17 protein-coding genes and 1 riboswitch are annotated in these 19,955 nt (G+C 39.7%); of the genes, 4 read left to right on the top strand and 13 right to left on the bottom strand.

The window, feature by feature from the left end; all coding sequences use genetic code 11:
- Positions 1-391: 391 nt before the first annotated feature.
- On the top strand, positions 392-2,797 hold the full coding sequence (locus tag HGJ91_RS12720) for a penicillin-binding protein 1A (protein WP_291348182.1): 2,406 nt from the start codon (positions 392-394) through the stop codon (positions 2,795-2,797).
- Here the strand turns inward: HGJ91_RS12720 and HGJ91_RS12715 are convergent.
- The 6 genes from HGJ91_RS12715 to HGJ91_RS12690 form a co-directional block, all read right to left on the bottom strand.
- Entirely contained in the window at positions 2,781-3,833 is a 1,053-nt protein-coding gene (locus HGJ91_RS12715) for an elongator complex protein 3 (RefSeq protein WP_291348181.1), read from the bottom strand. The genes HGJ91_RS12720 and HGJ91_RS12715 overlap by 17 nt on opposite strands.
- Positions 3,834-3,856: 23 nt before the next feature.
- Positions 3,857-5,434: a ribonuclease III gene (rnc, locus tag HGJ91_RS12710; protein WP_291348180.1), complete on the bottom strand. Its 1,578-nt coding sequence runs from the start codon at positions 5,432-5,434 to the stop codon at positions 3,857-3,859.
- A 3-nt stretch (positions 5,435-5,437) separates the two neighbouring features.
- On the bottom strand, positions 5,438-5,800 hold the full coding sequence (gene dksA, locus HGJ91_RS12705) for an RNA polymerase-binding protein DksA (RefSeq protein WP_291348179.1): 363 nt from the start codon (positions 5,798-5,800) through the stop codon (positions 5,438-5,440).
- A 126-nt stretch (positions 5,801-5,926) separates the two neighbouring features.
- A complete protein-coding gene (gene hemA, locus HGJ91_RS12700; protein ID WP_291348178.1) occupies positions 5,927-7,204 on the bottom strand; it encodes a glutamyl-tRNA reductase in 1,278 nt (425 codons plus the stop codon).
- A gap of 10 nt (positions 7,205-7,214) precedes the next feature.
- Positions 7,215-8,048 (bottom strand): cytochrome c biogenesis protein CcsA, encoded by an 834-nt coding sequence (gene ccsA, locus HGJ91_RS12695; protein WP_291348177.1) that lies wholly within the window; start codon positions 8,046-8,048, stop codon positions 7,215-7,217.
- Positions 8,045-8,713, bottom strand: a complete 669-nt coding sequence (locus HGJ91_RS12690; RefSeq protein WP_291348176.1) for a bifunctional precorrin-2 dehydrogenase/sirohydrochlorin ferrochelatase — start codon at positions 8,711-8,713, stop codon at positions 8,045-8,047. Before HGJ91_RS12690 ends, ccsA begins: the two co-directional genes overlap by 4 nt.
- 98 nt (positions 8,714-8,811) lie before the next feature.
- On the opposite strand from HGJ91_RS12690, the gene HGJ91_RS12685 reads away from it, so the two are divergent.
- Complete coding sequence (locus tag HGJ91_RS12685) at positions 8,812-9,654, top strand: amidohydrolase family protein (protein ID WP_291348175.1); 843 nt, start codon at positions 8,812-8,814, stop codon at positions 9,652-9,654.
- A gap of 55 nt (positions 9,655-9,709) precedes the next feature.
- Here the strand turns inward: HGJ91_RS12685 and HGJ91_RS12680 are convergent, their stop codons facing one another.
- The 7 genes from HGJ91_RS12680 to HGJ91_RS12650 form a co-directional block, all read right to left on the bottom strand.
- The gene (locus HGJ91_RS12680; RefSeq protein WP_291348174.1) at positions 9,710-10,426 is read right to left on the bottom strand and encodes an energy transducer TonB; all 717 of its coding nucleotides are present in this window, start codon (positions 10,424-10,426) and stop codon (positions 9,710-9,712) included.
- A 2-nt stretch (positions 10,427-10,428) separates the two neighbouring features.
- Complete coding sequence (locus tag HGJ91_RS12675) at positions 10,429-10,845, bottom strand: biopolymer transporter ExbD (RefSeq protein WP_291348173.1); 417 nt, start codon at positions 10,843-10,845, stop codon at positions 10,429-10,431.
- Positions 10,842-11,474, bottom strand: a complete 633-nt coding sequence (locus HGJ91_RS12670; protein ID WP_291348172.1) for a MotA/TolQ/ExbB proton channel family protein — start codon at positions 11,472-11,474, stop codon at positions 10,842-10,844. Before HGJ91_RS12670 ends, HGJ91_RS12675 begins: the two co-directional genes overlap by 4 nt.
- Positions 11,471-12,292 (bottom strand): ABC transporter ATP-binding protein, encoded by an 822-nt coding sequence (locus HGJ91_RS12665; protein ID WP_291348171.1) that lies wholly within the window; start codon positions 12,290-12,292, stop codon positions 11,471-11,473. Before HGJ91_RS12665 ends, HGJ91_RS12670 begins: the two co-directional genes overlap by 4 nt.
- A complete protein-coding gene (locus HGJ91_RS12660) occupies positions 12,289-13,299 on the bottom strand; it encodes an iron ABC transporter permease (RefSeq protein WP_291348170.1) in 1,011 nt (336 codons plus the stop codon). Before HGJ91_RS12660 ends, HGJ91_RS12665 begins: the two co-directional genes overlap by 4 nt.
- Before the next feature lie 4 nt (positions 13,300-13,303).
- Entirely contained in the window at positions 13,304-16,117 is a 2,814-nt protein-coding gene (locus HGJ91_RS12655) for a helical backbone metal receptor (protein WP_291348169.1), read from the bottom strand.
- A 65-nt stretch (positions 16,118-16,182) separates the two neighbouring features.
- Positions 16,183-18,234 carry a TonB-dependent receptor gene (locus HGJ91_RS12650; protein ID WP_291348168.1) on the bottom strand — a complete coding sequence of 684 codons (2,052 nt, stop codon included), beginning with the start codon at positions 18,232-18,234 and terminating at the stop codon, positions 16,183-16,185.
- A gap of 119 nt (positions 18,235-18,353) precedes the next feature.
- Positions 18,354-18,540: riboswitch (cobalamin riboswitch) on the bottom strand.
- Positions 18,541-18,729: 189 nt separating this feature from the next.
- On the opposite strand from HGJ91_RS12650, the gene HGJ91_RS12645 reads away from it, so the two are divergent.
- Complete coding sequence (locus HGJ91_RS12645) at positions 18,730-18,978, top strand: cytoplasmic protein (protein WP_291348167.1); 249 nt, start codon at positions 18,730-18,732, stop codon at positions 18,976-18,978.
- Positions 18,979-19,115: 137 nt separating this feature from the next.
- Entirely contained in the window at positions 19,116-19,946 is an 831-nt protein-coding gene (locus HGJ91_RS12640; protein ID WP_291348166.1) for a substrate-binding domain-containing protein, read from the top strand.
- Positions 19,947-19,955: the final 9 nt, after the last annotated feature.

The following is a 19,955-nucleotide window of genomic DNA, read 5'->3' as shown; positions in this document are numbered from 1 at the left end:
AATAAACGTATCATTTAATGTGAGCACTTTGCTTTATGAAATCAAACCCCATGAGTTAGATCAGGAAATCATATCTGTTCTTAAAGCGATTGAGGGTTCAACAAAATTTTGAAAAAAATATTAACCACCCAAATGCACCGGGCAAGCCGGTGATTTGGGTGGCTAAATTTTATTTTCTGACAATCTTAACCAAATACATTCTTCCATATTAAACTAAATATATATAGAACCATATTCTAAATGATCTTCACCCCTGCCGGCACATCTGAAATTTTTAAAATCTATTTGCAATCACCCTGTTTTGCAGTTCCATAAGTATTGCCATAACACAGGGAATCTGATAATAACCATCTAAAAAAACTTTAAATATTTAAATATTTTTCAGGGTGTTATGGCAAAAAGAAAAAGTAAATCCGAGATACTGAAACAGAGAAGCAAAAAAAAGAAAAAAAGCATTATTCTTTCCCTTTTCAAATGGTTTTTTATTTTATTTATAATCTTTGGGCTTCTGGGTTGTGCGGGCATTGCCGGACTTTACTATTATCTTAACCGTGATCTGCCGAAAATAAACACCTTGAAAGATTACAGCCCTGCCACTGTGACCAGCGTGTTTTCAGATGATGGAAGGAAAATCGGAGAATTTTATGAGGAAAGACGGATTGTCATCCCTTTATCTGAAATGCCGGAGAATTTGATCAACGCTTTCGTGGCAGCAGAGGATTCACGGTTCAGGGAACACCCCGGCATTGATATTCTTTCCATATTCAGAGCATTTTTAAAAAACTTTAAAGCCGGCACCATTGTCCAGGGGGGATCCACCATCACCCAGCAGGTCACCAAATCCTTTTTATTGACCCCGGAACGGACCTATAAAAGAAAACTAAAAGAAGCCATTCTTGCCTACAGAATTGAAAAAAAATTTACAAAAGATGAAATCCTTTTTCTTTATCTGAACCAGATATATCTGGGTCACGGGGCGTACGGCGTAGAAGCGGCATCTGAGAACTATTTTGGGAAACACACAAAAGATCTTGATATAGCAGAATGCTCAATGCTGGCAGGCCTGCCCCAGGCACCCAGCAGATATTCTCCTTTCAGATTTCCCGATCGTGCTAAACAGCGACAGGTTTATGTACTGAACCGGATGAAGGAAGATGGTCTTATCACAAATCTTGATGTCACAGAAGCCATTGATCTCAAACTGGATATCAAACCCCGAAAAAACTGGTTTATTGAAAGAGTCCCCTGTTATACCGAGCATGTCAGACGATATGTGGAAAAACATTACGGTAAAGATGCGCTATACAAACAGGGTCTTCAGATACACACAGCCGTCAATATTGAACTCCAAAAAATCGGAAGGGATGCTGTAAACAAAGGCCTGATTGAACTCGACAGGCGAACGGGGTATCGAGGTCCGTTGAAAAACATCCCTGCCCTTCAAATAGAGAGTTTCTGCGCAGACATTTCAGAAAAACTCGACAATCAGCTGCTGGAAAAAGGGAATACCTATCAGGGGGTTGTGCTAAGCATTGATGATAAAAAAAATGTCACCAGGGTCAGAGTAGGAAATTTTCACGGTATAATTAAGCTTGAAACCATGACATGGGCCAGAAAGCCGGACTATGAAGTCGCTTATTATGAAACCAAAGTTAAAAATCCTTCCCAGGTTTTTAAACCCGGGGATATCATTATGGTTAAAATGCTCAATGACATCGTTGAAAACAATGAGCTTGAGTTCACTCTGGAGCAGGAGCCCGTCGCCCAGTCTGCACTGTTGAGCATTGAGGCGGAAACCGGTCATGTGAAAACAATGATTGGTGGACGCGATTACAGAAACAGTCAGTTTAACCGAGCCTATCAATCCAGACGCCAGCCGGGAAGTGCATTTAAACCCGTTATTTATGCTGCAGCCCTTGATAAGGGATATACGGCTGCAAGTGTCATCATAGATTCCCCTGTTGTTTATGAAGACACAGAGCGTGATTTCATCTGGAAACCCCGAAATTACAAAGAAAAATTTTTTGGCCCGACCCTGTTCCGTAACGCCCTTGTAAAATCAAGGAATGTTGTCACCATTAAAATTCTTCAGGATATCGGGATAGATTATATAACTGATTATGCCCGAAAGCTTGGAATTGCATCAAATATCAGTCAGGATTTATCCATTGCGCTTGGATCATCCGGGCTTTCGTTGCTTGAACTTGTCAATGCCTATTCTGTTTTTCCAAACCTGGGCTATCTGGTTGAGCCTGTATTTATTACAAAAATTTATGACCGGGATGGAAACCTGCTGGAAACCTCCCAACTGATACGCAAAAAAGTCATTGATATGACCACGGCCTATATCATGACCAATATCATGGAAAGTGTTATAAAGTCGGGGACAGGCTGGAGAATTAAAGAGCTTAAGCGCCCTGTTGCAGGAAAAACAGGAACAACAAACAATCTGTTTGATGCCTGGTTCATGGGCTATACACCAAAATATACTACAGGTGTCTGGGTTGGACTTGACCAGGAAGCCCCTCTCGGAAAAGGAGAAACCGGATCAAGAGCAGCCAGTCCCATCTGGCTTGAATTTATGAAAAACGCGTTGGAAGGAAAACCTGCCAGGACCTTTAATGTTCCAGAGGGCATCGTTTTTGCCAAAATTGATGCCAAAACAGGACTGCTTCCCATTGAAGAATCTGAAGAGACAATCTTTGAATGCTTTAAGGAAGGCACCATGCCGACCGAATATACACCAAAACCGGATACGGCTTCTGATTCCGAAGATCTGTTTAAAGAAGGAATTTAGGATTCCCCTGGCTGGTACCTACCTGGTCAGCTGACATTGTTGCATCCAGGTGGATTGAAACCTTTAAACATGGATATCGCTCGCCAAGCCTTTTTAAATTCATGTTTTTGTCTCCTCTCAACCGCGACTCTGATTTTGGATGAACAATTAAGGCAAGGCTTTCCGATTTCAGCAGATCAGGCGATTGATCTATCTTATGACAAACTCTATCATAAAAGAGCTCGGAGAAGACAAGATGCCCAAAAGCCGGGTGCCACGGGCCGGCAAGGACCATTGATTCATCTTCCATCATATCGGAAGCCTGCAGTCCCATACGAATAATATCGATCTTAGTCGCTTTAAATATCCGGTACATTCTTTTGACAAGCTGAATACTCTCTTCCAGGCTTAACGGGTGATATTTGCCCTGGCTATACCATTGTTCCATAAGGCTGCCCTTCAACACCACCAATGGATAAATTCTGGCAAAGTCAGGGGCAAGCCGCGCCACTTTTTTTGTACTTTCAAACAATGAATCCTCATAATCCCCCGGCAATCCCACCATGACCTGGACACCAATCTTGAATGGATAGCCTTTTAGCAAATGTATGGCTTTTATCGTATCCATGCCGGTGTGACCCCTTTTGGATTTTGACAAAACCTCATCGTTCATGGACTGAACACCCAGTTCAATGGCAGATATAGTGTATGGCCTGATAAGATCAAGCGTCTGTTGGGTAATGGTATCCGGTCGGGTGGAAAACCGTATGCCATCAATTTTTTCTGTGTGGATATAAGGCTGTACCAGATCAAGCAATTGGATGATATCTTCGCGGGGCAACCCCAAAAAATTCCCCCCGAAAAAGGCCAGCTCCACCTGTTCTCTCTTGCCTTTATACTGTAAATACTGTGTCACAATATGCTGAATAGCTATTTTATCCGGCACTCTTGATTTCTGATTGGTAATAATGGTTTGATTACAGAATGCACATTGATGGGGACACCCTGAATGGGGAATAAATACCGGTATGACAAGGGGTTTGATTGTCTGATCCATAAGTGAAATCTCTAATCAAGCCATCAGGGATTTGTTTTTTTAAGAATCTTTAAGGCTTTTTTAGCAGCATCCTGCTCTGCTGCTTTTTTTGTTTTCCCAAAGCCTTTGGACTCGATACCAAAAAGATTTAAACTGATCTCAAACGTTTTATCATGATCAGGACCGGTCTCATTGAGGATAACATATTGAGGTATTATTGCACCACGCTCCTGGGCAAATTCCTGCAACATACTCTTATAATCAACAATCTTTTCGTTTGACAGAATTTTTTCAAGGCTTTCACTGAAAAGATTACATGTCAGCCGGTATACAGTATCAAACCCCGCATCCAGATAAACAGCTGCAATCACAGCTTCAAAGGTATCGGACAGTATGGAATTTTTATCAAATCCTCTGGAAAGTGCTTCTCCCTTTCCAAGCCGGATAAACCTGCCAAGGTCTATAAACCTTGCCATACCGGCAAGGGCAGGTTCACTGACTAGATTGGATCTTAGCTTTGAAAGCTCTCCTTCTTTTTTCAACGGACTTTTTTCCATCAACACGTGCCCGATGCATAACCCTAAAACAGCATCCCCCAAAAACTCAAGCCGCTCATTATCAGAAGAGCATGAATTCTGATTTTCATTTAAATAAGACCTGTGACACATTGCATTATTCAATAATAATTTGTCTTTAAATGAATATCCGATATTCTTTTCAAGAATGCTTAAATTTGTATATTTTTCTTTGGTTTCTTCCAACCGATTATTTAATGCTTTAAATAAAGAGTATCCGATCTTGAGATTATCTTTACCCGAACCGATATGAACCCCTTCATTAAATACCCCATGGAAATCAGAACCGCCTGTAATCATCAAACCCTTTTGGTTTGCAAGCTGCTGAAAGAATGATGTCATTGAAGTGTCATGATCGGTATAATAAACCTCCATACCCTCCAGGCCATGGGTGATAAGCGTATCAAGAAAATTTTCCAGCTGATGCGTTTTATTGAACGTCAGCAACCCTGGATGTGCCAAAACAGGAATCCCGCCTGCCTCAAGAATCGTTTGAATTGCCTGCCGGCAGGACACTTTATATTTATCCACATAAGCGGGGCCGTCTTTGCCAAGATATTTATCAAACGCTTCTCTGAAGGTTTTTACAATCCTAAGTTCCTTCATGAGTTCTGCAATGTGAGGGCGACCGGTCTGATCCGCGCCAAAGCGCTTTTCCACCTGTTCAATGCTGATATCGAATCCAAGGCTGTTTAATTTTTCAATAATTTTCGGATTTCTTTGGGCCCTGGCCTTTTTTGCATCATCAAGAATAATATTGAGATTTTTATCATAAACACTGAACCCATATCCCAACAGATGAACACTTCCCACATCTTTGAATTCAGGTGGCGGCTCGCAACTGATTTCAACTCCGGTAATAATTTCCGGGCAAGTTGTTAAGGGATGTTTTAAGATTTCCTTGATACCATCTATTGTGTCGTGATCTGTTATAGAAATGCCTCTGAGCCCGGCCTTTTTTGCCAGACTCATAATTTCCAGGGGAGAAAAGGAACCATCCGAAGCTGTAGAATGTATATGAAGATCAATCAATGAACTATCTTGCATCTGCTAAACGCCAAGAGCCTTCTCCATATCCTCTTCACGTGTTTTACAGTCAATACACAGGGTAGTGACAGGTCGTGCCTTAAGCCGTTTAATGGAGATCTCTTCCTCACAAACTTCGCATACTCCAAATGTCTGGTTTCCGATACGCACAAGTGCTTTTTTGATTTTCTTAATTAATTTGTGTTCACGATCTCTTATACGGAGTTCAAAATTTCTCTCAGCTTCATGGGCAGCCCTGTCCGTTGGATCGGGAAAATTCTCTTTTGGTTTGGTCATACCGGTTACAGTGCTGTCAGCATTGGAACGAAGCTTACGAAGCCTGTCATCTAAAAGATTCTTAAAAAAATCTAAATCTTCTTTTTTCATTATATTTGCCCTTTTTCTTAATATCCAAGAATATCCGAATTTGATACTATACTTGAATTTAATAAAATGTAAAGAATTAAATGAAAGGGTTCCGATTGTTGGCAAAACAAATAACAAAAACTTTGACTATTCTTCCTCGGGTATATCCAGGTTAAATAATTGTCGGGTAACATTGAGGTAAAGGGAATCATCTCTATGATCACCGGTATTGCGCAAAAAAAGGATGGGGTCATGAATGGTTCTGGTTGCAATAGCCCGGGTCATGCGTTTGATTGCCTCAATATCTTCTTGTGAAAAATGGTTCGGATTTGAAAGAGTTTTTTTACATTCAATTTCAACTATGGCAGACATTTTATCGTTCAAAGCTTTAATCGTCGGCACAATGGCAAGGCTTTCCATCCATTTGCGAAATTTTAGCACAGCTTCTTCGATAAACCTTTCGGCTTTAACCGTCTCTTTTCCCCGTTGCTCAATATTTGACTCAACAATATTTTTCAAATCATCAATATCATAAACATAGGCGTTGGAAATTGTGTTGATTTTCGGGTCAATGTCCCTTGGAACGGCAATATCAATGAAAAAAAGCGTATGATGATGCCTTTTTTTCATAGCCTGTTTGACTTGGGTCTCGGTCAACACATAATCGGTTGCACCGGTTGAGCTGATAATAATATCAACATCTTTTAATGCATCTTCCCTTTCTTCAAATTTAACAGCCTGACCATTGAATTTTTGGGCAAGATCCACTGCATTTTTAAAGGTTCGATTTGCCACTACAATATCTTTAACTTTATTGGATATCAGGTGTTCCACAGCCAGTTCCGCCATTTCACCGGCTCCCAGCAGCATGACACTCTTTTGGGATAAATCCGAAAAAATTTTATTGGCAAGTTCAATGGCAGCATAGCTGATAGAAACCGCATTATCGCCTATCCCTGTTTCTTTCCTGACTTTTTTTGCAATACTGAAGCTCTTGTGCATCAGCCGATTCAGCAATACGCCTGAGGCATTATTTTCCACGGCAGTTCTATAGGTCTGCTTGATCTGGCCTAAAATCTGGGGTTCGCCAACCACCATTGAATCCAGACTTGAAGCAACCCTGAACAAATGCCGGATTGCATCATCTTCTTTATGAATATATAAGGAACTTTTAAACTCGGATATGTCAACTTTCTTATGCTGCGAAATAAACGCAATGATTTTATCGACCTGTTCACCGGTTTCAGGGATATATAAAACTTCTGTCCGATTGCAGGTGGAAAATATAAGGCTTTCTTTAATGTCTTCATCCTGCTTTAAAAATTCAAGCGCGGCTATTGTCTCTTCATCGGAAAAAGACAGTTTCTCCCTGAGTTCCACGGGTGCGGTTTTATGATTTATGCCGATTAAAATAATTTTTGACATTGTTCTTTCTTTATTTTGTAAAGGCCTGATGATGCCCGCCTAACAGTATATTAACTCCAAGAAATGTAAAAATGATGATAAAAAAACCAATGATGGTCATTATGGCTGATTTCCTGCCACGCCATCCCGAATAAAGACGAAGGTGCAGTAAAGCAGCATAAACCAGCCAGGTTCCTACAGAGAAGACTTCTTTGGGATCCCAACTCCAGAATCTGCCCCATATGGTTTTTGCATAAATAAACCCTGTCACAAGTCCGATGGTGAGCAAGACAAATCCTGTGGTCAAACAAGTATACCCGACATTATCCAGAAAATCTAATGACGGCAGCCGTTTGAAAAAAAAACCGGGACTTTTAGTCTTAATCCCTTTTTCCTGCAACAGGTATAAGATCCCTGTCCCGCATGCCAGCCCAAGGGCTGCATCACCTGTAAACACTAGAATAATATGAGAATAAAACCAGAATCCCTTTAATACGGCATTCTTCTCAACCGGTGCATCTGGAATCAGCAATACCACCAGCATGATGCCACATAACAAGATCGATGCAAACACCCCTAAAATTTTGAGATCAAATTTATATTGAAAAAATAAAAACATGCAGCCTATGGCAAATGCTGCTGCTGATAAACTCTGGGATAAATTCTGTATGGGCACATGGCTTGTTGCTATCGTGTAAATCATTATACTGACAAAATGAAACCCAATGGCTGTTAAAATCAGGCGAAAGGCTGTTTTTTGATAGATCGATTTCTGATTAAATAAAAACAACACATATCCTGTCATGCTTATAAAATAGAGTACAGTTGTTATCCGTAACACCATATCGGCAACTTGAAGATTCATTCATCACTCCTTGAAGAAACAAGATCTTGATACAAATATTTCTTTCCAAGAACATCACATAAGACCGCGTTTATATTTATTTCATCATTTGCCTGGATCAACTCAAGAATCCCCTTCTCAATGAGGGTATAAAATATTGCTTTGTTATCATCCGGAGCATGCCCAGATGATAAAAGTTTTTTTCGAATATTTCCCATCATAGTCAGGAATTGTGCATACTCAGGGCCAAAATGCTTCTCAAGATCCTGCCTGATTTTCTTTGCCATTGCAGGACTTGATCCCGAGGTTGAAACAGCCAGGATAAGATCCCCCCTGTCCACTATGGAAGGAAGCAGAAAATCACTGTTTTGGGGTGCATCGGCTACGTTACAAAGAATATTGAGCATTGACGCATCGTCTTTTATCTGCTGGTTCAAATCAACATTATCGGTCGCCGCAAAAACAAGAAACATCCCGTTCACATCTTTTTTCTCATATTCTTTTTTTTCAAGGCAAATATTTGTTTGTTTCAAATCATCAAACCCGGACGAAAACCGATCACTGATCACCTTTACATTTGCACCACATTTTTCAAGGGTTGCAGCCTTTCTTGCCCCGACTTTGCCCCCCCCCACGACAAGACAATCCTTAGCCTTTAACTCAAGAAATATGGGATAATATTTCATTGCTCTCCTTTATTCAACCCTTGTTTGCATAAAATATTTAATATATATTGCCATAGGATATTTTTCAATATCTAACCCTGTTATTTAGGATAACTAACATGATTATTGATTCACACACCCATATTTTCCCGGAAAAGATCAAACAGGACCGTTCCGAATACTTTGATAATGAACCTGAATTCAAGCTGCTTTATGATTCACCTAAAGCTAAGATCAGTAATGTTGATGATTTAATAGAATCAATGGACACATATCAGGTTGATATCTCTGTTATTTGCGGATTCCCCTGGCGAAACCCTGAATTTACAAAACAAAACAACGATGTCGTCATTGATGCTGTCCAGAAGCATCCTGACAGGATTAAGGGACTTGCCTGTTTTGATGCAGCCTGGGATGGCGCGGCTGATGAAACCCGAAGATGTATTGATGCCGGTCTTTGCGGTGCAGGAGAACTGGCATTCTACCTTTCCGGGGTTGATAAAGAGGCGTTGGCATTCCTTGATCCTGTCATGGCCGTGTTAAGGGACAACGGCAACCTGCCCTGCATGATCCACACCAATGAACCAATAGGACACAAATATCCCGGAAAAACACCCATTACCCTGGAGCAGATATACACGCTTGCCAAAACCTTTCCTGACAATAAAATTATTCTGGCCCACTGGGGTGGAGGAATTTTATTTTACAATATCATGAAAAAAGAGACAAAAGACGCCTTAAAAAATATCTGGTATGACACAGCAGCCTCCCCTTTTTTATATGATTCACAAATCTATGACATTGCGGTTGATGCGGGAGTAGCAGACAAGGTTCTTTTTGGAACAGATTTCCCCTTACTGACACCTGACAGGTATTACACGGATATTGACAATTCAAACATCACTCCCCTTCAAAAGGAACAAATACTGGGAAAGAATGCTGCCTTATTGTTTAGACAATAGTCTACACCGAGAATATTGACGCAAAAACACTCTTTCCTGTCTCAAGTATACTTTGTTAGTTTAATTCAAATTTCACAGGAATCTTGACCCACATTTCATGGGGAGCGCCATTTTTTTTACCCGGTTCAAAGAGCCAGTTCCTAACTGTTTTTACAGCCTGGCGGTCAAGCGATTTATAACCACTTGAGTGGAAAAGCTTTAAAGAGGAAACCTTCCCTTTCTCTGAGACCAATACCATTAGTTCGACAATTCCCTGGTACCCTCTTTTTCGGGCGATAACAGGATAAGCCGGCAAAGAATTTTTCTTGTAAAGTGGTTTTGCGAATTGAATATGAGCCTCTTGCTGCCTGATATTTTCTTTCTTTTGAAGCGGTATTCTTTTCAAGGGTGCCGGGTGACCTTTAAAACTTTGTACTGCTTTGATCTGCCTGGTTTCGGTCCTCTCTGCCTTAACAGGGGGCAATGGCTTCTTGATCACTTCTGTTTTTTTGTGAATGACAGATTTGCTCTGTTTTATCTTTTCGGGGAGCTTAGCTAAGGTTTTCTTTTTAAGAATAGTATTGGAGTCTTTTTTAGGGGTAAAAAATATGGTTTTCTGGTTTGTTGGATGAGTATCTTTTTTGATAACAGGCTGCTGGTAGGAGAGAGTGACCATAACTGGTTTGATTTCCGGGGATAAAAATTCATTATTTTTTTTTATGGAGGGAATTAATACCATCAGGGCAATATGGAAACCTATGGCAATTACAGCAGATATTAAAATACGGTTCATCTTTAATTTTGATCTTCAGGATCAGCCTGTAAGGAAATCTGATTCAATCCGGCCATTCTGATCCTGTCTAAAACTTTAAAAAGATATTGATAGGAAATACTTTTATCTGCAAAAAGAAGAACATCCGGATCCGGCTTCTTCTCTTTTTTTGCCTTTTGCTTAAGAATATGGGTTAGGTGTTCCATATCAACCGGTTCTTTGTTAATAAAAATTAAATTATCTTTATTTATGGTGACTGATAGAACTGTATTCTTTTCAGGTTTAACAGCAGAGGATTCAGGCAAAGAGACTGGCATGCCTTTATGTACTACCATGGAGAGCATGGTATAAATAAAAACAACCAGAAGAAGAAAAACAACATCAATCAAAGGAAGCATCTCAATCCTGGGTTTATTGTTTTCAGGTAAGCGTATTTTCATTTTTTTTCTTCCGGGATGTTTGTTTTGTCCAGCAGGATTTGCTCATAAACAATTTCAAAGCTGGTGGCATATTTTTCCATAATTCCTGCTGCGCGCTTGATTCTTGAATTGAAATAGTTGTAGGGGAAAACCGTTATGATGGAAATAGACAGGCCTGTCGCAGTGGTTATCAAAGCCTGGGCAATACCTCCGGTTACAGCCTGAGGGTTTTCAACCCCTGATGCTCCCAGCATGTCAAATGAAGTGATGATTCCCAGAACAGTACCCAGTATGCCCATAAGCGGGGCAACGGTAATCATGGTGTCCAGCACGCCCATAAATCTTTGCATCCGATTGATTTCATCTGCTGATGATGATTCCATGGCCTTGATCAAAGAATATTCACGATGAAGAATGCCGCTGATAATCATTCGGATGACATAATTTTGTGATCCCGAAGCCTTTTGACGAACAAGATTCCAGTCACCTTTCCTTGTAAGTGTCAAAACTTCATCCACAAGTTTCTGGTTTTTCTCCATACCAATCCCAATCCAGAAGAAACTTCGCTCAATGATAATGGTCAAAGTAATCATTGAGCATAACAACAATGGATACATGATGGGCCCACCGTTATGAAATATTTCAATCATAAGATATGATTTTCCTTTTTATTTAAAGCATTTTGGGTGACAAGAAATATGCAAGGCCTTTTTGACACAGGATTTCTTTGGATTCTTACTTTTGTATCGTACACTTCTTGTATTGATTCCTCAGAAAGAACCTGTTCGCAGGTTCCGGTTTGATATATTTCTCCATTTTTTCCGTTTAGCAAAACAAGCCTGTCAGAGTATTCCGCTGCCAGGTTTAAATCGTGAAGAACGATCAGTACAGTGAGGCAGAGCGTCTTTTTAAGGGAACTTATCAATTCTAGAATTTGAATCTGGTGTGTAATATCAAGATGAGATGTGGGTTCATCAAGAATTAGAAGCATGGGCTCCTGAGTTAAAGCCCTGGCAATAGCTGCAAGTTGTCTTTCTCCGCCGCTTATTTTATTGATGGGTGCATCCTTAAGCTTCAAAATACCTGTAAGCTTCATATATTTATGGGCCAGTGCAATGTCTTTAGCGGTTTCAAAAAATTGATATTTTTTAAAAAAAGGCAACCTTCCTAAAAGAACATATTCTTCAACACTCATGGCAACCGGATCAACAGACTGCATGACAACTGCGATATGTCTGGCCAATTGCCGGTTCGACATTTTTTGAATATTATTGCCTTTTATATAAATATTTCCTTTTTCAGGTTTGTTTATCTTTGAAATGATTTTTATCAGCGTTGTTTTCCCGGACCCGTTAGGACCGATGATTGAAATAAATTCACCCGGATCTGTTGAAAAAGAAATATCTTTCAGTATCATTTCCTTATTGTATCTGAAACTGAGGTTTTCTATGGTGAGGGTATGATTCATAAAGTCACCTGTTTTCTTGAAAGTGCCCAGATGAAAATAATACCGCCGATGATACCTGTTATGACACCTACCGGAAGTTCAAGGGGCGAGATGATGACTCTTGCAATGACATCACATAAAACCAGGAATGCAGCACCGGCCAGAAAGGAACTGATAAGAAGTATTCGATGGTCAGGACCTGCTATCATACGCATGAAATGAGGAACAATAAGGCCTGCAAACATGATGATTCCGGCAACAGATACACTTAATCCCGTTAAAAAGGAGGCAAGGATAAATAGATATTTTTTAGTTCTGGTTGTATTAACGCCCAGATTTGCGGCTTCGTCTTCACCCAGAAGCAGGGCGTTTAAATCAAAACAGAAAAAATAGGAAACAACAAGCCCTGCAAGGGAGCCGAAAAGCGCCATTTTGATTAGAATCGTATTGGGTTCGTCAAGAGAACCCATAATCCAGAGAACAATATTTTGAAGATCATCACTTTTTGAGATAGCCATGAGCAGCATGACCAGGGAAGATGCAACATAGGAGATCATCACACCGGTTAAAAGCATCCTGTTTGACTGAATATCTCTTGCCTTGTTGTTTAAGCTGTAAACAAGAAAAATAACAAGACTTGCTCCTAAAAATCCTGAGAGGGGATAGGCAATAATACCTATTTTGCCGTAAAATTTAAAAAGGATATTGATGCAGACACCAAGGGAAGCCCCGCCTGAGATGCCAAGCGTATAAGGTTCAACCAGAGGGTTTTTGAATATTCCCTGGAGCAGGGCGCCGGCCAGACTTAAAGCCCCACCGATCGAAAGGCCCAATACGATTCTTGGCAGGCGTATGCCTAAAAGAATACTGTGGTCAGCACTGCCTTTGCCATGCAAAAGAATATCAGGGATATTTTTTAATTGGATGCCTGCACTGCCGACGCATAAAGAAAGAAGGCTGACAAGTATTAATATGACCATAAGGAGGATTAAAAGAATCGACCAGTACTTTATCTTGTTTTGTTTCATTTTTTCAATCACCCTCTGGATGGATTAAAGATGAAACCTGTTTTAACCCTTTCGCAAAGGTAACAGGCGTAGGGCTTAAGATAAGTTCGGGGTCCAGAACATAAATCTGGTTTTCTCTTGTGGCATTCAAGGAACTAAATTTCATCCATCGCTGTTTTTCGATTTCTCCGGCTTTTTTGGATGTTCCCATGGTTGCTATTAAAATAATATCTGGATTTTCTTTAAGAACTTTTTCCCTGCTGTATATTCCTGATCGTGCATTTTCAGCAATATTGATTCCGCCGCCATAGTTGATATATTCATTTATAAAGGTCTCTTTATTAGCAGAATGCAGGGGTTTCATACCAATCTGGATAAACACCTTTTTTTTAGGAAGATGAGCTGTTTTAAGCTTAATCGTTTCAACTTCTCTTACAGCATCTTTGATGATTTTTTCTGCAAAATCTGTCTGCCCGAGAATCTTACCGATTTTCATCGTAATATCGCACATTTGGGGAAAAGTTTGCGGGTTTTCAATTTTCATCACCTTAATATGATGATTTTCTAAAATTTTTATCTGCTTTTCCCTTGAAAGCGGGCTTGCAATAACCAAATCCGGGCGCAGGCTGATAATTTTTTCAACATTCATCTGGATCACCGAGCCGATCTTTTCTTTGAACTTTGCTTTTTCAGGCACATTACAATAGGTGGTATTGGCAATCAGCAAATCCTGGGCATTTAAAAGATATATGGTTTCAGTGATAATGGGTGATAATGATATCACTCTTTGAGGGATTAAGATATTTTTCGGGTTCGAATTTTGATGCCGGTTCAGACGTGCCTGTGCACCTGTCAGGATTGCATCAAGAGCTGTATTTATTGTTATGGGCATGGTTGCATCTGAAATCATGTCTTTTATCTCTTCAATTTCATAGCCTGCAATATTGTCGGCAATTTTCTTGCACCAGATATTAAACGAATTTAAATTCTTAATTAATCCTTTTTCATATTCATCACTGATGGCCAGGGAGGATTCAATAAATGCTGCATATTCAGGCTCAAGAAGCAGTTGTTCCATCAGGGCTGCAAAATCATTCCGTTTGTCCTCGCATCCGCAGTCCGCACCTGTTGTAAGTTGGTATATATTGATGTTTCTTTCTTTAAGGCGCTGGAAAATATTGCGTCTGGCAAGAATCCCGTTTTGTTTTAAAACAGCTTCTTTAACTCCGGCATACACTGCTTTTGCAATAAGTTCACCCATTTTTGAATGGCCTCCGGCATTTTCTATTTTAAGGCCGGAACCCTGTACCACGAGGATATTATCCGTGCCCGTGCCCGTGGCTTCATTGAAAAGGGGAGTATAGCTGGATCTGATATCCATGTCCTCAAGAGCTGCTGTTTTGCCTTCGGTCCCTGAGATAATGGCACGGGTCATGGCTCTTTTAGAAAGCTGCATGTTTGTTAAAAGAATAATATTTATGGTACCGGGCTCATAAAAAGCACCTGTGTCCTTTGACATTCTTACCGCATTGGACATGACGCCTGCTGTTACAAGGGCAAAAACCTTTATGTCTTTATAGGATTGGGTTTGGATGGAAAGATTATCCATATCAGCGCCGGTTATCAAAAAAGAAGTGGTTTGTTTCTGCCTTTTCATGGCGTTTAAAATGGATGATCTGATATGCTCAATTCCACGTTTGTGACTCGGAGCCCAGGTAGGCGGAGGAGTAAAATGATTTCCTATACTTGTTATGTTATTTCTTTCGCCTTCAAGGGTTGAAACGATTGATTGGGGAGATTTAAAATCAATGATCAGAGTTTTGTTTTTAAAATCATAAATATTACTGTAGGCAATTGAAGCTGATTTGATGTATTCAAGATCTATTTTAACCGGTTTTGAGTGAATTAAGCCTGCGGGAAGTATATTATTTTCAGACTTTGAAAAGTGTTCTGAATATATGACAGATGAAAGCCAGGATGCGAAATACCCCGTATGGGTAGAGGCCCTGCAGGTCAAATCACAGGGGAAATAATAAATCTGTTTGTTTTTTATTGCATCCACATCTTTCCACCCGGGTTTTGAGAAAAAATTCTCTGCGACCTCTTTATCAGGACTACATCCATAAATAATCTCGGGATTAAATTTCATCCATTCTTTTTTTGTAACACTTATGATATTCCCTTTTCTGCCAAAATCAGGAGGGATACCTCCGGCAGCACGTATGATCTCATTTTGAAAGGAATCACTGCCCGGAGTCATGATTGTATTTTTCCCCATGAGTCTGATGACGCGTTTCTTTTCTAAATGATCAATTTTGGCCAGTTTTTGTTTTAAATGATTTATTTCAGCCTTGTTTTTTTCAATGAGTTTTTCAGCCTTTTTTTCGCAGTCAAATATTTTACCTAAAACAGCTATGCTTTGATAAGAATTTTCAATTGTTTCAGTTTGAAAAATAAATAGTTTAGTATCTGTTTTATTATATTTTTCAATTATATCTCTGTGGATGGAAGAAAGAATAATCATATCAGGCCCGGCATCTTCAATCTTATCAAGAGATGGCCCGAAAAATCCGCCTATGATTTGTTTTCCATCGGCACCGGCAAGGGTTGTATCATGGTAGGTAATGGCTTTAACAAACTTTTCTGCACCTATCTCAAATAGAATCTGGGTGGCTGAGGGCACAAGGGATACAACCTTCTGGGGCGGTTTAAAAAATTTTAAAGTATTCCCTTTTGAGTCCTGAACACTTACAGGGTATGCGGCAAGTGAAGTGGCACAAAATACCAGTAACCCGGTAAGTACTATAATACATGTGTTAATGTTAAAAATTTTTTTCATTTGTAACTTTCTTTTCATCTTTATTCAGAAAGTTCATAAAAAACTTTCTGAATAAAGATTTGGTTCTAAAATTGATAATCTAAAGATAAAAAGACCGACCGTCCTGCACCAGAATAGTATGACAGGGTGCTTGCACCAAATTGATCACGAAAATTTTCAGAATAGGTATCATAGCCTTTATTAAAAAGATTGTTGAGCTGGCATGACAATGTCCAGTTTTCACCTATTTTCTGATTTGCTTTTAAGTCAACCATCCAATAACCTGAAAGTACAGTCTCAGGAGTTTTGTCTGTAGCCAGAGCATAAACAGCAGGCCGTTTACCAGTGTAGCGTACAATAGTTGTTAAATCCATACCAAAATCAAACCAGTATGTGAGGGCAGCTTTAAAAAAAATATTTGATGTGTAACGTGCCTTTCGTTCTACACCTCCTGCTTTTTTTTCTTTTGCATCTGTATATGTGTAATCCAATGCAAGTGTCATGTTATTAAAAGGTCCTATTTTAGTACCAAGTTCCCAGCCGTCTGCTTCATATTCAGAAAGATTATCCGGTCTGTAAATAGTACCATCCAGTGCCCATTCAATTTTGTCTTCAATATCCCATTTAAAATAAGTTAAAGAGAGAAAGATTTTTTTGTCTAATAAAGTCTGTTCAATACTGATATCACTGTGCATTCCGGTTTCCGGTTTCAGATTAGCATTACCCTCGGCACCCCAACCCCATCCCCAGTCTTCTTTTGGCCAGAACAGATCATTTGGTGTGGGAGCTTTAAAGTGTTTTCCTATGTTGATTTTAAGAGTAGTGGTCTCAACAGGATTGATAATTAATCCATATCTGGGAAGGACTTTACTGCCAAAAATTGAATGGTCTTCATGGCGAAGGCCTATAATACCTTTAATATATTTATTGGGTCGATATTGAGCTTCACCAAAAATACCTGTTGTATAAAGGTCATTTTCTCCCTTTAGTTGTGAAGTCCCATTTCCAAAGCCATCCAGGGTCAGGCTTGTATTCTTCCAATCATATTTTTTATACTGGATTCCGGCAAGTAAGGTAGCATTTTTAAATGGGGTTATTTCAGCATTACCTTCTACACCAAAAATCTGATTAATGGTTTCTGATGAACTTCCTGGCAGGTTACCCGGTGTCCATCCGTCATAATATCTTAGATAAAAATCACTTTTCATGTCTGTATAATCGGTTTGAAAATTTAATCCAAGCCAAGCCAAAGGCTTGCTTTTTATCTTAAGAACCAGATGTTTGTCTGTTTCATTTTGCTCATTGAGCAGGCTTGCTGATTCAGAATTATACACCGGGATCCCTCTTACACTGAATAAAGTGGTTCCTGGTGGTGTCTCCGGTCCGGGGCTGCCGCTTTGCCTGTCAATATAATCAGCATAAAGGCTGATATTTAGTTTTTCCCCTTTATCCAGTTCAAATTTTAATGACATATCGTTTTGCTCATGATCAGCATTATCCCGGAAACCATCAGTGCCTGAAGTGCTTGCAGTGATATAATAGCCAAGGTCTCCAAGGAAGAACATTCCGTGCTCTGCCGAGGTCTGATACGTATTTTCAGATCCATAACCTGCACTTAGTTTTAAATCAGTCTGGTCACGTTTCGGGCTCTTTGTAATAATATTTACAATACCGCCCATTGCCCCTGAACCATATAAAACTGATCCTGATCCTTTAACTATTTCTATGCGTTCAATGTTATTTGTGGGTATTTTGCCAGTATCTGCTGAACCCAATGAAGGAGAATTCACAGTAATACCGTTGACAAGGATCTGGGTCCCGTCAGAGCCCATACCGCGGATATGAATTCCCTCGGCAGCTCCTCCATAATTTCCTCTGGTACGCCAATCAAGACCTGATTCACATCCTAATAAATCACCAACACTGGTTGCCGGAGATTCTTTGATATCCAGATCGTCGATTAAAATTATAGAATTAGGCACATCTTTGCGCAGCTCTTTAGTTTTTGTGGCAGTTACCACAACCTCGTCCATGGTTGCCACTGCCTCTTGTTGTTTTGCATTTTCATCAGCAGATGCCATTGTCTGGAATAATAAAAAACTGGCCAGCATCATCATTATTAAACAAAAATTTTTCATCGCTTTTTTTGTCCCCATAATTTAAAATTTACCGGCCCGGAAAATACTAAACCCCGAACCGAGTTCATCGATCCGGGGTTATCCCTTTTTCCTCAAGATCTAATTCCCTTGTCCACGGGGAACGTATCAATTTGTCAGGCAGGTCTTCTGACTTTGGATCATTCTAATCGCTTTGCCTTCCCATCTGTTTAAAACCGACAGTGACGTAGTAAAGCTTTCGTCCCCAATTACAGCGGCGGGCCCGTCCCTGAATTTCACAGGCGTTCCCTTTTAAGCCTTTTAAGCACCTGAACAATTATCTTAATATTTAGAAAAGGAATAAAAGTCAACATTAAAAAATTAATTTCATATTGGAATTAATTCAAATTCAAACATTTTCCACCGACCCACAAAAGTAAGAAAGGGATTAAACTGAATGACCGATAATCCATTTCATTTTAAATTGACAAACAAAATAATGGAAGCATCTTTATAAATCAAATACAGGAGACCTATATGAAAAAAGATACGCACAATTTTGTTCAGGAATATAAAGGTCTGGGGGCTTTTGGCCTTGACCGGGAAACAGATGAAGAAACCATTATGTTTTATCTTCAAAAATTCTCTGAAGATTTATTTTTAAAAACACTTCTCCCAAGGCTGCCTGATCAGGAACTCAAAGAAATATACCTGTTTATTAACGATAAGTTAAAACGCCATCTTTCTGAAGAGGAATATCACAGCCTTTTCTTAAAAGATCGATAGTAATTATTGGTCTGTATTGGTAATTGTTTTCTTTTTGTTTGATATTATAAAACTTTTTGTTGATTTTTTCCTAATATTAACATATTCGAACCTCATTTCGATAAACAAATTATTAATATTTTACTGGAGACTTGAAAATGAGTAGAAAGAAAATTTTTATCGGTATTTTAACTATTATTTTAACAATGACCCTGACCATCAGTGCCCAGGCCAAAAGCAAGAGTCTGATGATGGCAACCACCACAAGCACGGATAACACAGGTCTTCTGGATTATCTCATCCCCCATTTTGAAAAAGAAACCGGCATCTCCCTGAAATGGACAGCAACAGGAACCGGTAAGGCCCTGAAGCTTGGCCAGAACTGTGATGTTGACGTTCTGCTGGTTCACGCCCCGCCCGCAGAAAAAAAATATATCAAAAACGGATATGGAAAAGACAGAAGACAAGTCATGTATAATGATTTTGTCATCATCGGACCTGAAAATGATCCGGCAGTCATAAAAGGTAAAAACATATCTGATGCCTTAAATGCGATCAAAAGCAAACAGGCCGTGTTTATGAGTCGCGGTGATGATTCGGGTACCCATAAAAAGGAAAATCTCTTATGGAAAAATGCTGGAATCCAGCTACCCGACAAAGAAAAATGGTATGTTCAGACAGGCCAGGGGATGCTTGCAACCATCAATGTTGCCCAGGAGAGAAATGGCCACACCATGACGGACAGGGGCACATATATCAAATACCAATCCCAGCAGGGAGGTAACGCTCCCTTAAAAGTTCTGGTGGAGGGTGACAGTATTTTGCTGAATCAATACAGCGTATTAACACTTGACCCAAAGAACTGCCCCAATGCAAAATATGGCCTGGCACTCAAATTCTCAGACTGGATGGCTTCACAAAATGCCCAGAACCTGATAAAAGACTTCAGACTTCTTGGGAAGAGGCTGTTTACACCAAACGCAAAATAGCACAAGGAC

The sequence above is a fragment of the Desulfobacula sp. genome (assembly GCF_014237455.1).
GTDB lineage: Bacteria > Desulfobacterota > Desulfobacteria > Desulfobacterales > Desulfobacteraceae > Desulfobacula.
Note: the sequence above shows the minus strand (reverse complement) of the source record. Positions and strands in the feature narration are given on the sequence as shown.

What these genes read in the sequence shown, in the direction of transcription:
- HGJ91_RS12720 (WP_291348182.1), top strand. Translation starts at nt 392, where the DNA reads ATGGCAAAAAGAAAAAGTAAATCCGAGATACTGAAACAGAGAAGCAAA.
- HGJ91_RS12715 (WP_291348181.1), bottom strand. Translation starts at nt 3,833, where the DNA reads ATGGATCAGACAATCAAACCCCTTGTCATACCGGTATTTATTCCCCAT.
- rnc (WP_291348180.1), bottom strand. Translation starts at nt 5,434, where the DNA reads ATGCAAGATAGTTCATTGATTGATCTTCATATACATTCTACAGCTTCG.
- dksA (WP_291348179.1), bottom strand. Translation starts at nt 5,800, where the DNA reads ATGAAAAAAGAAGATTTAGATTTTTTTAAGAATCTTTTAGATGACAGG.
- hemA (WP_291348178.1), bottom strand. Translation starts at nt 7,204, where the DNA reads ATGTCAAAAATTATTTTAATCGGCATAAATCATAAAACCGCACCCGTG.
- ccsA (WP_291348177.1), bottom strand. Translation starts at nt 8,048, where the DNA reads ATGAATCTTCAAGTTGCCGATATGGTGTTACGGATAACAACTGTACTC.
- HGJ91_RS12690 (WP_291348176.1), bottom strand. Translation starts at nt 8,713, where the DNA reads ATGAAATATTATCCCATATTTCTTGAGTTAAAGGCTAAGGATTGTCTT.
- HGJ91_RS12685 (WP_291348175.1), top strand. Translation starts at nt 8,812, where the DNA reads ATGATTATTGATTCACACACCCATATTTTCCCGGAAAAGATCAAACAG.
- HGJ91_RS12680 (WP_291348174.1), bottom strand. Translation starts at nt 10,426, where the DNA reads ATGAACCGTATTTTAATATCTGCTGTAATTGCCATAGGTTTCCATATT.
- HGJ91_RS12675 (WP_291348173.1), bottom strand. Translation starts at nt 10,845, where the DNA reads ATGAAAATACGCTTACCTGAAAACAATAAACCCAGGATTGAGATGCTT.
- HGJ91_RS12670 (WP_291348172.1), bottom strand. Translation starts at nt 11,474, where the DNA reads ATGATTGAAATATTTCATAACGGTGGGCCCATCATGTATCCATTGTTG.
- HGJ91_RS12665 (WP_291348171.1), bottom strand. Translation starts at nt 12,292, where the DNA reads ATGAATCATACCCTCACCATAGAAAACCTCAGTTTCAGATACAATAAG.
- HGJ91_RS12660 (WP_291348170.1), bottom strand. Translation starts at nt 13,299, where the DNA reads ATGAAACAAAACAAGATAAAGTACTGGTCGATTCTTTTAATCCTCCTT.
- HGJ91_RS12655 (WP_291348169.1), bottom strand. Translation starts at nt 16,117, where the DNA reads ATGAAAAAAATTTTTAACATTAACACATGTATTATAGTACTTACCGGG.
- HGJ91_RS12650 (WP_291348168.1), bottom strand. Translation starts at nt 18,234, where the DNA reads ATGAAAAATTTTTGTTTAATAATGATGATGCTGGCCAGTTTTTTATTA.
- HGJ91_RS12645 (WP_291348167.1), top strand. Translation starts at nt 18,730, where the DNA reads ATGAAAAAAGATACGCACAATTTTGTTCAGGAATATAAAGGTCTGGGG.
- HGJ91_RS12640 (WP_291348166.1), top strand. Translation starts at nt 19,116, where the DNA reads ATGAGTAGAAAGAAAATTTTTATCGGTATTTTAACTATTATTTTAACA.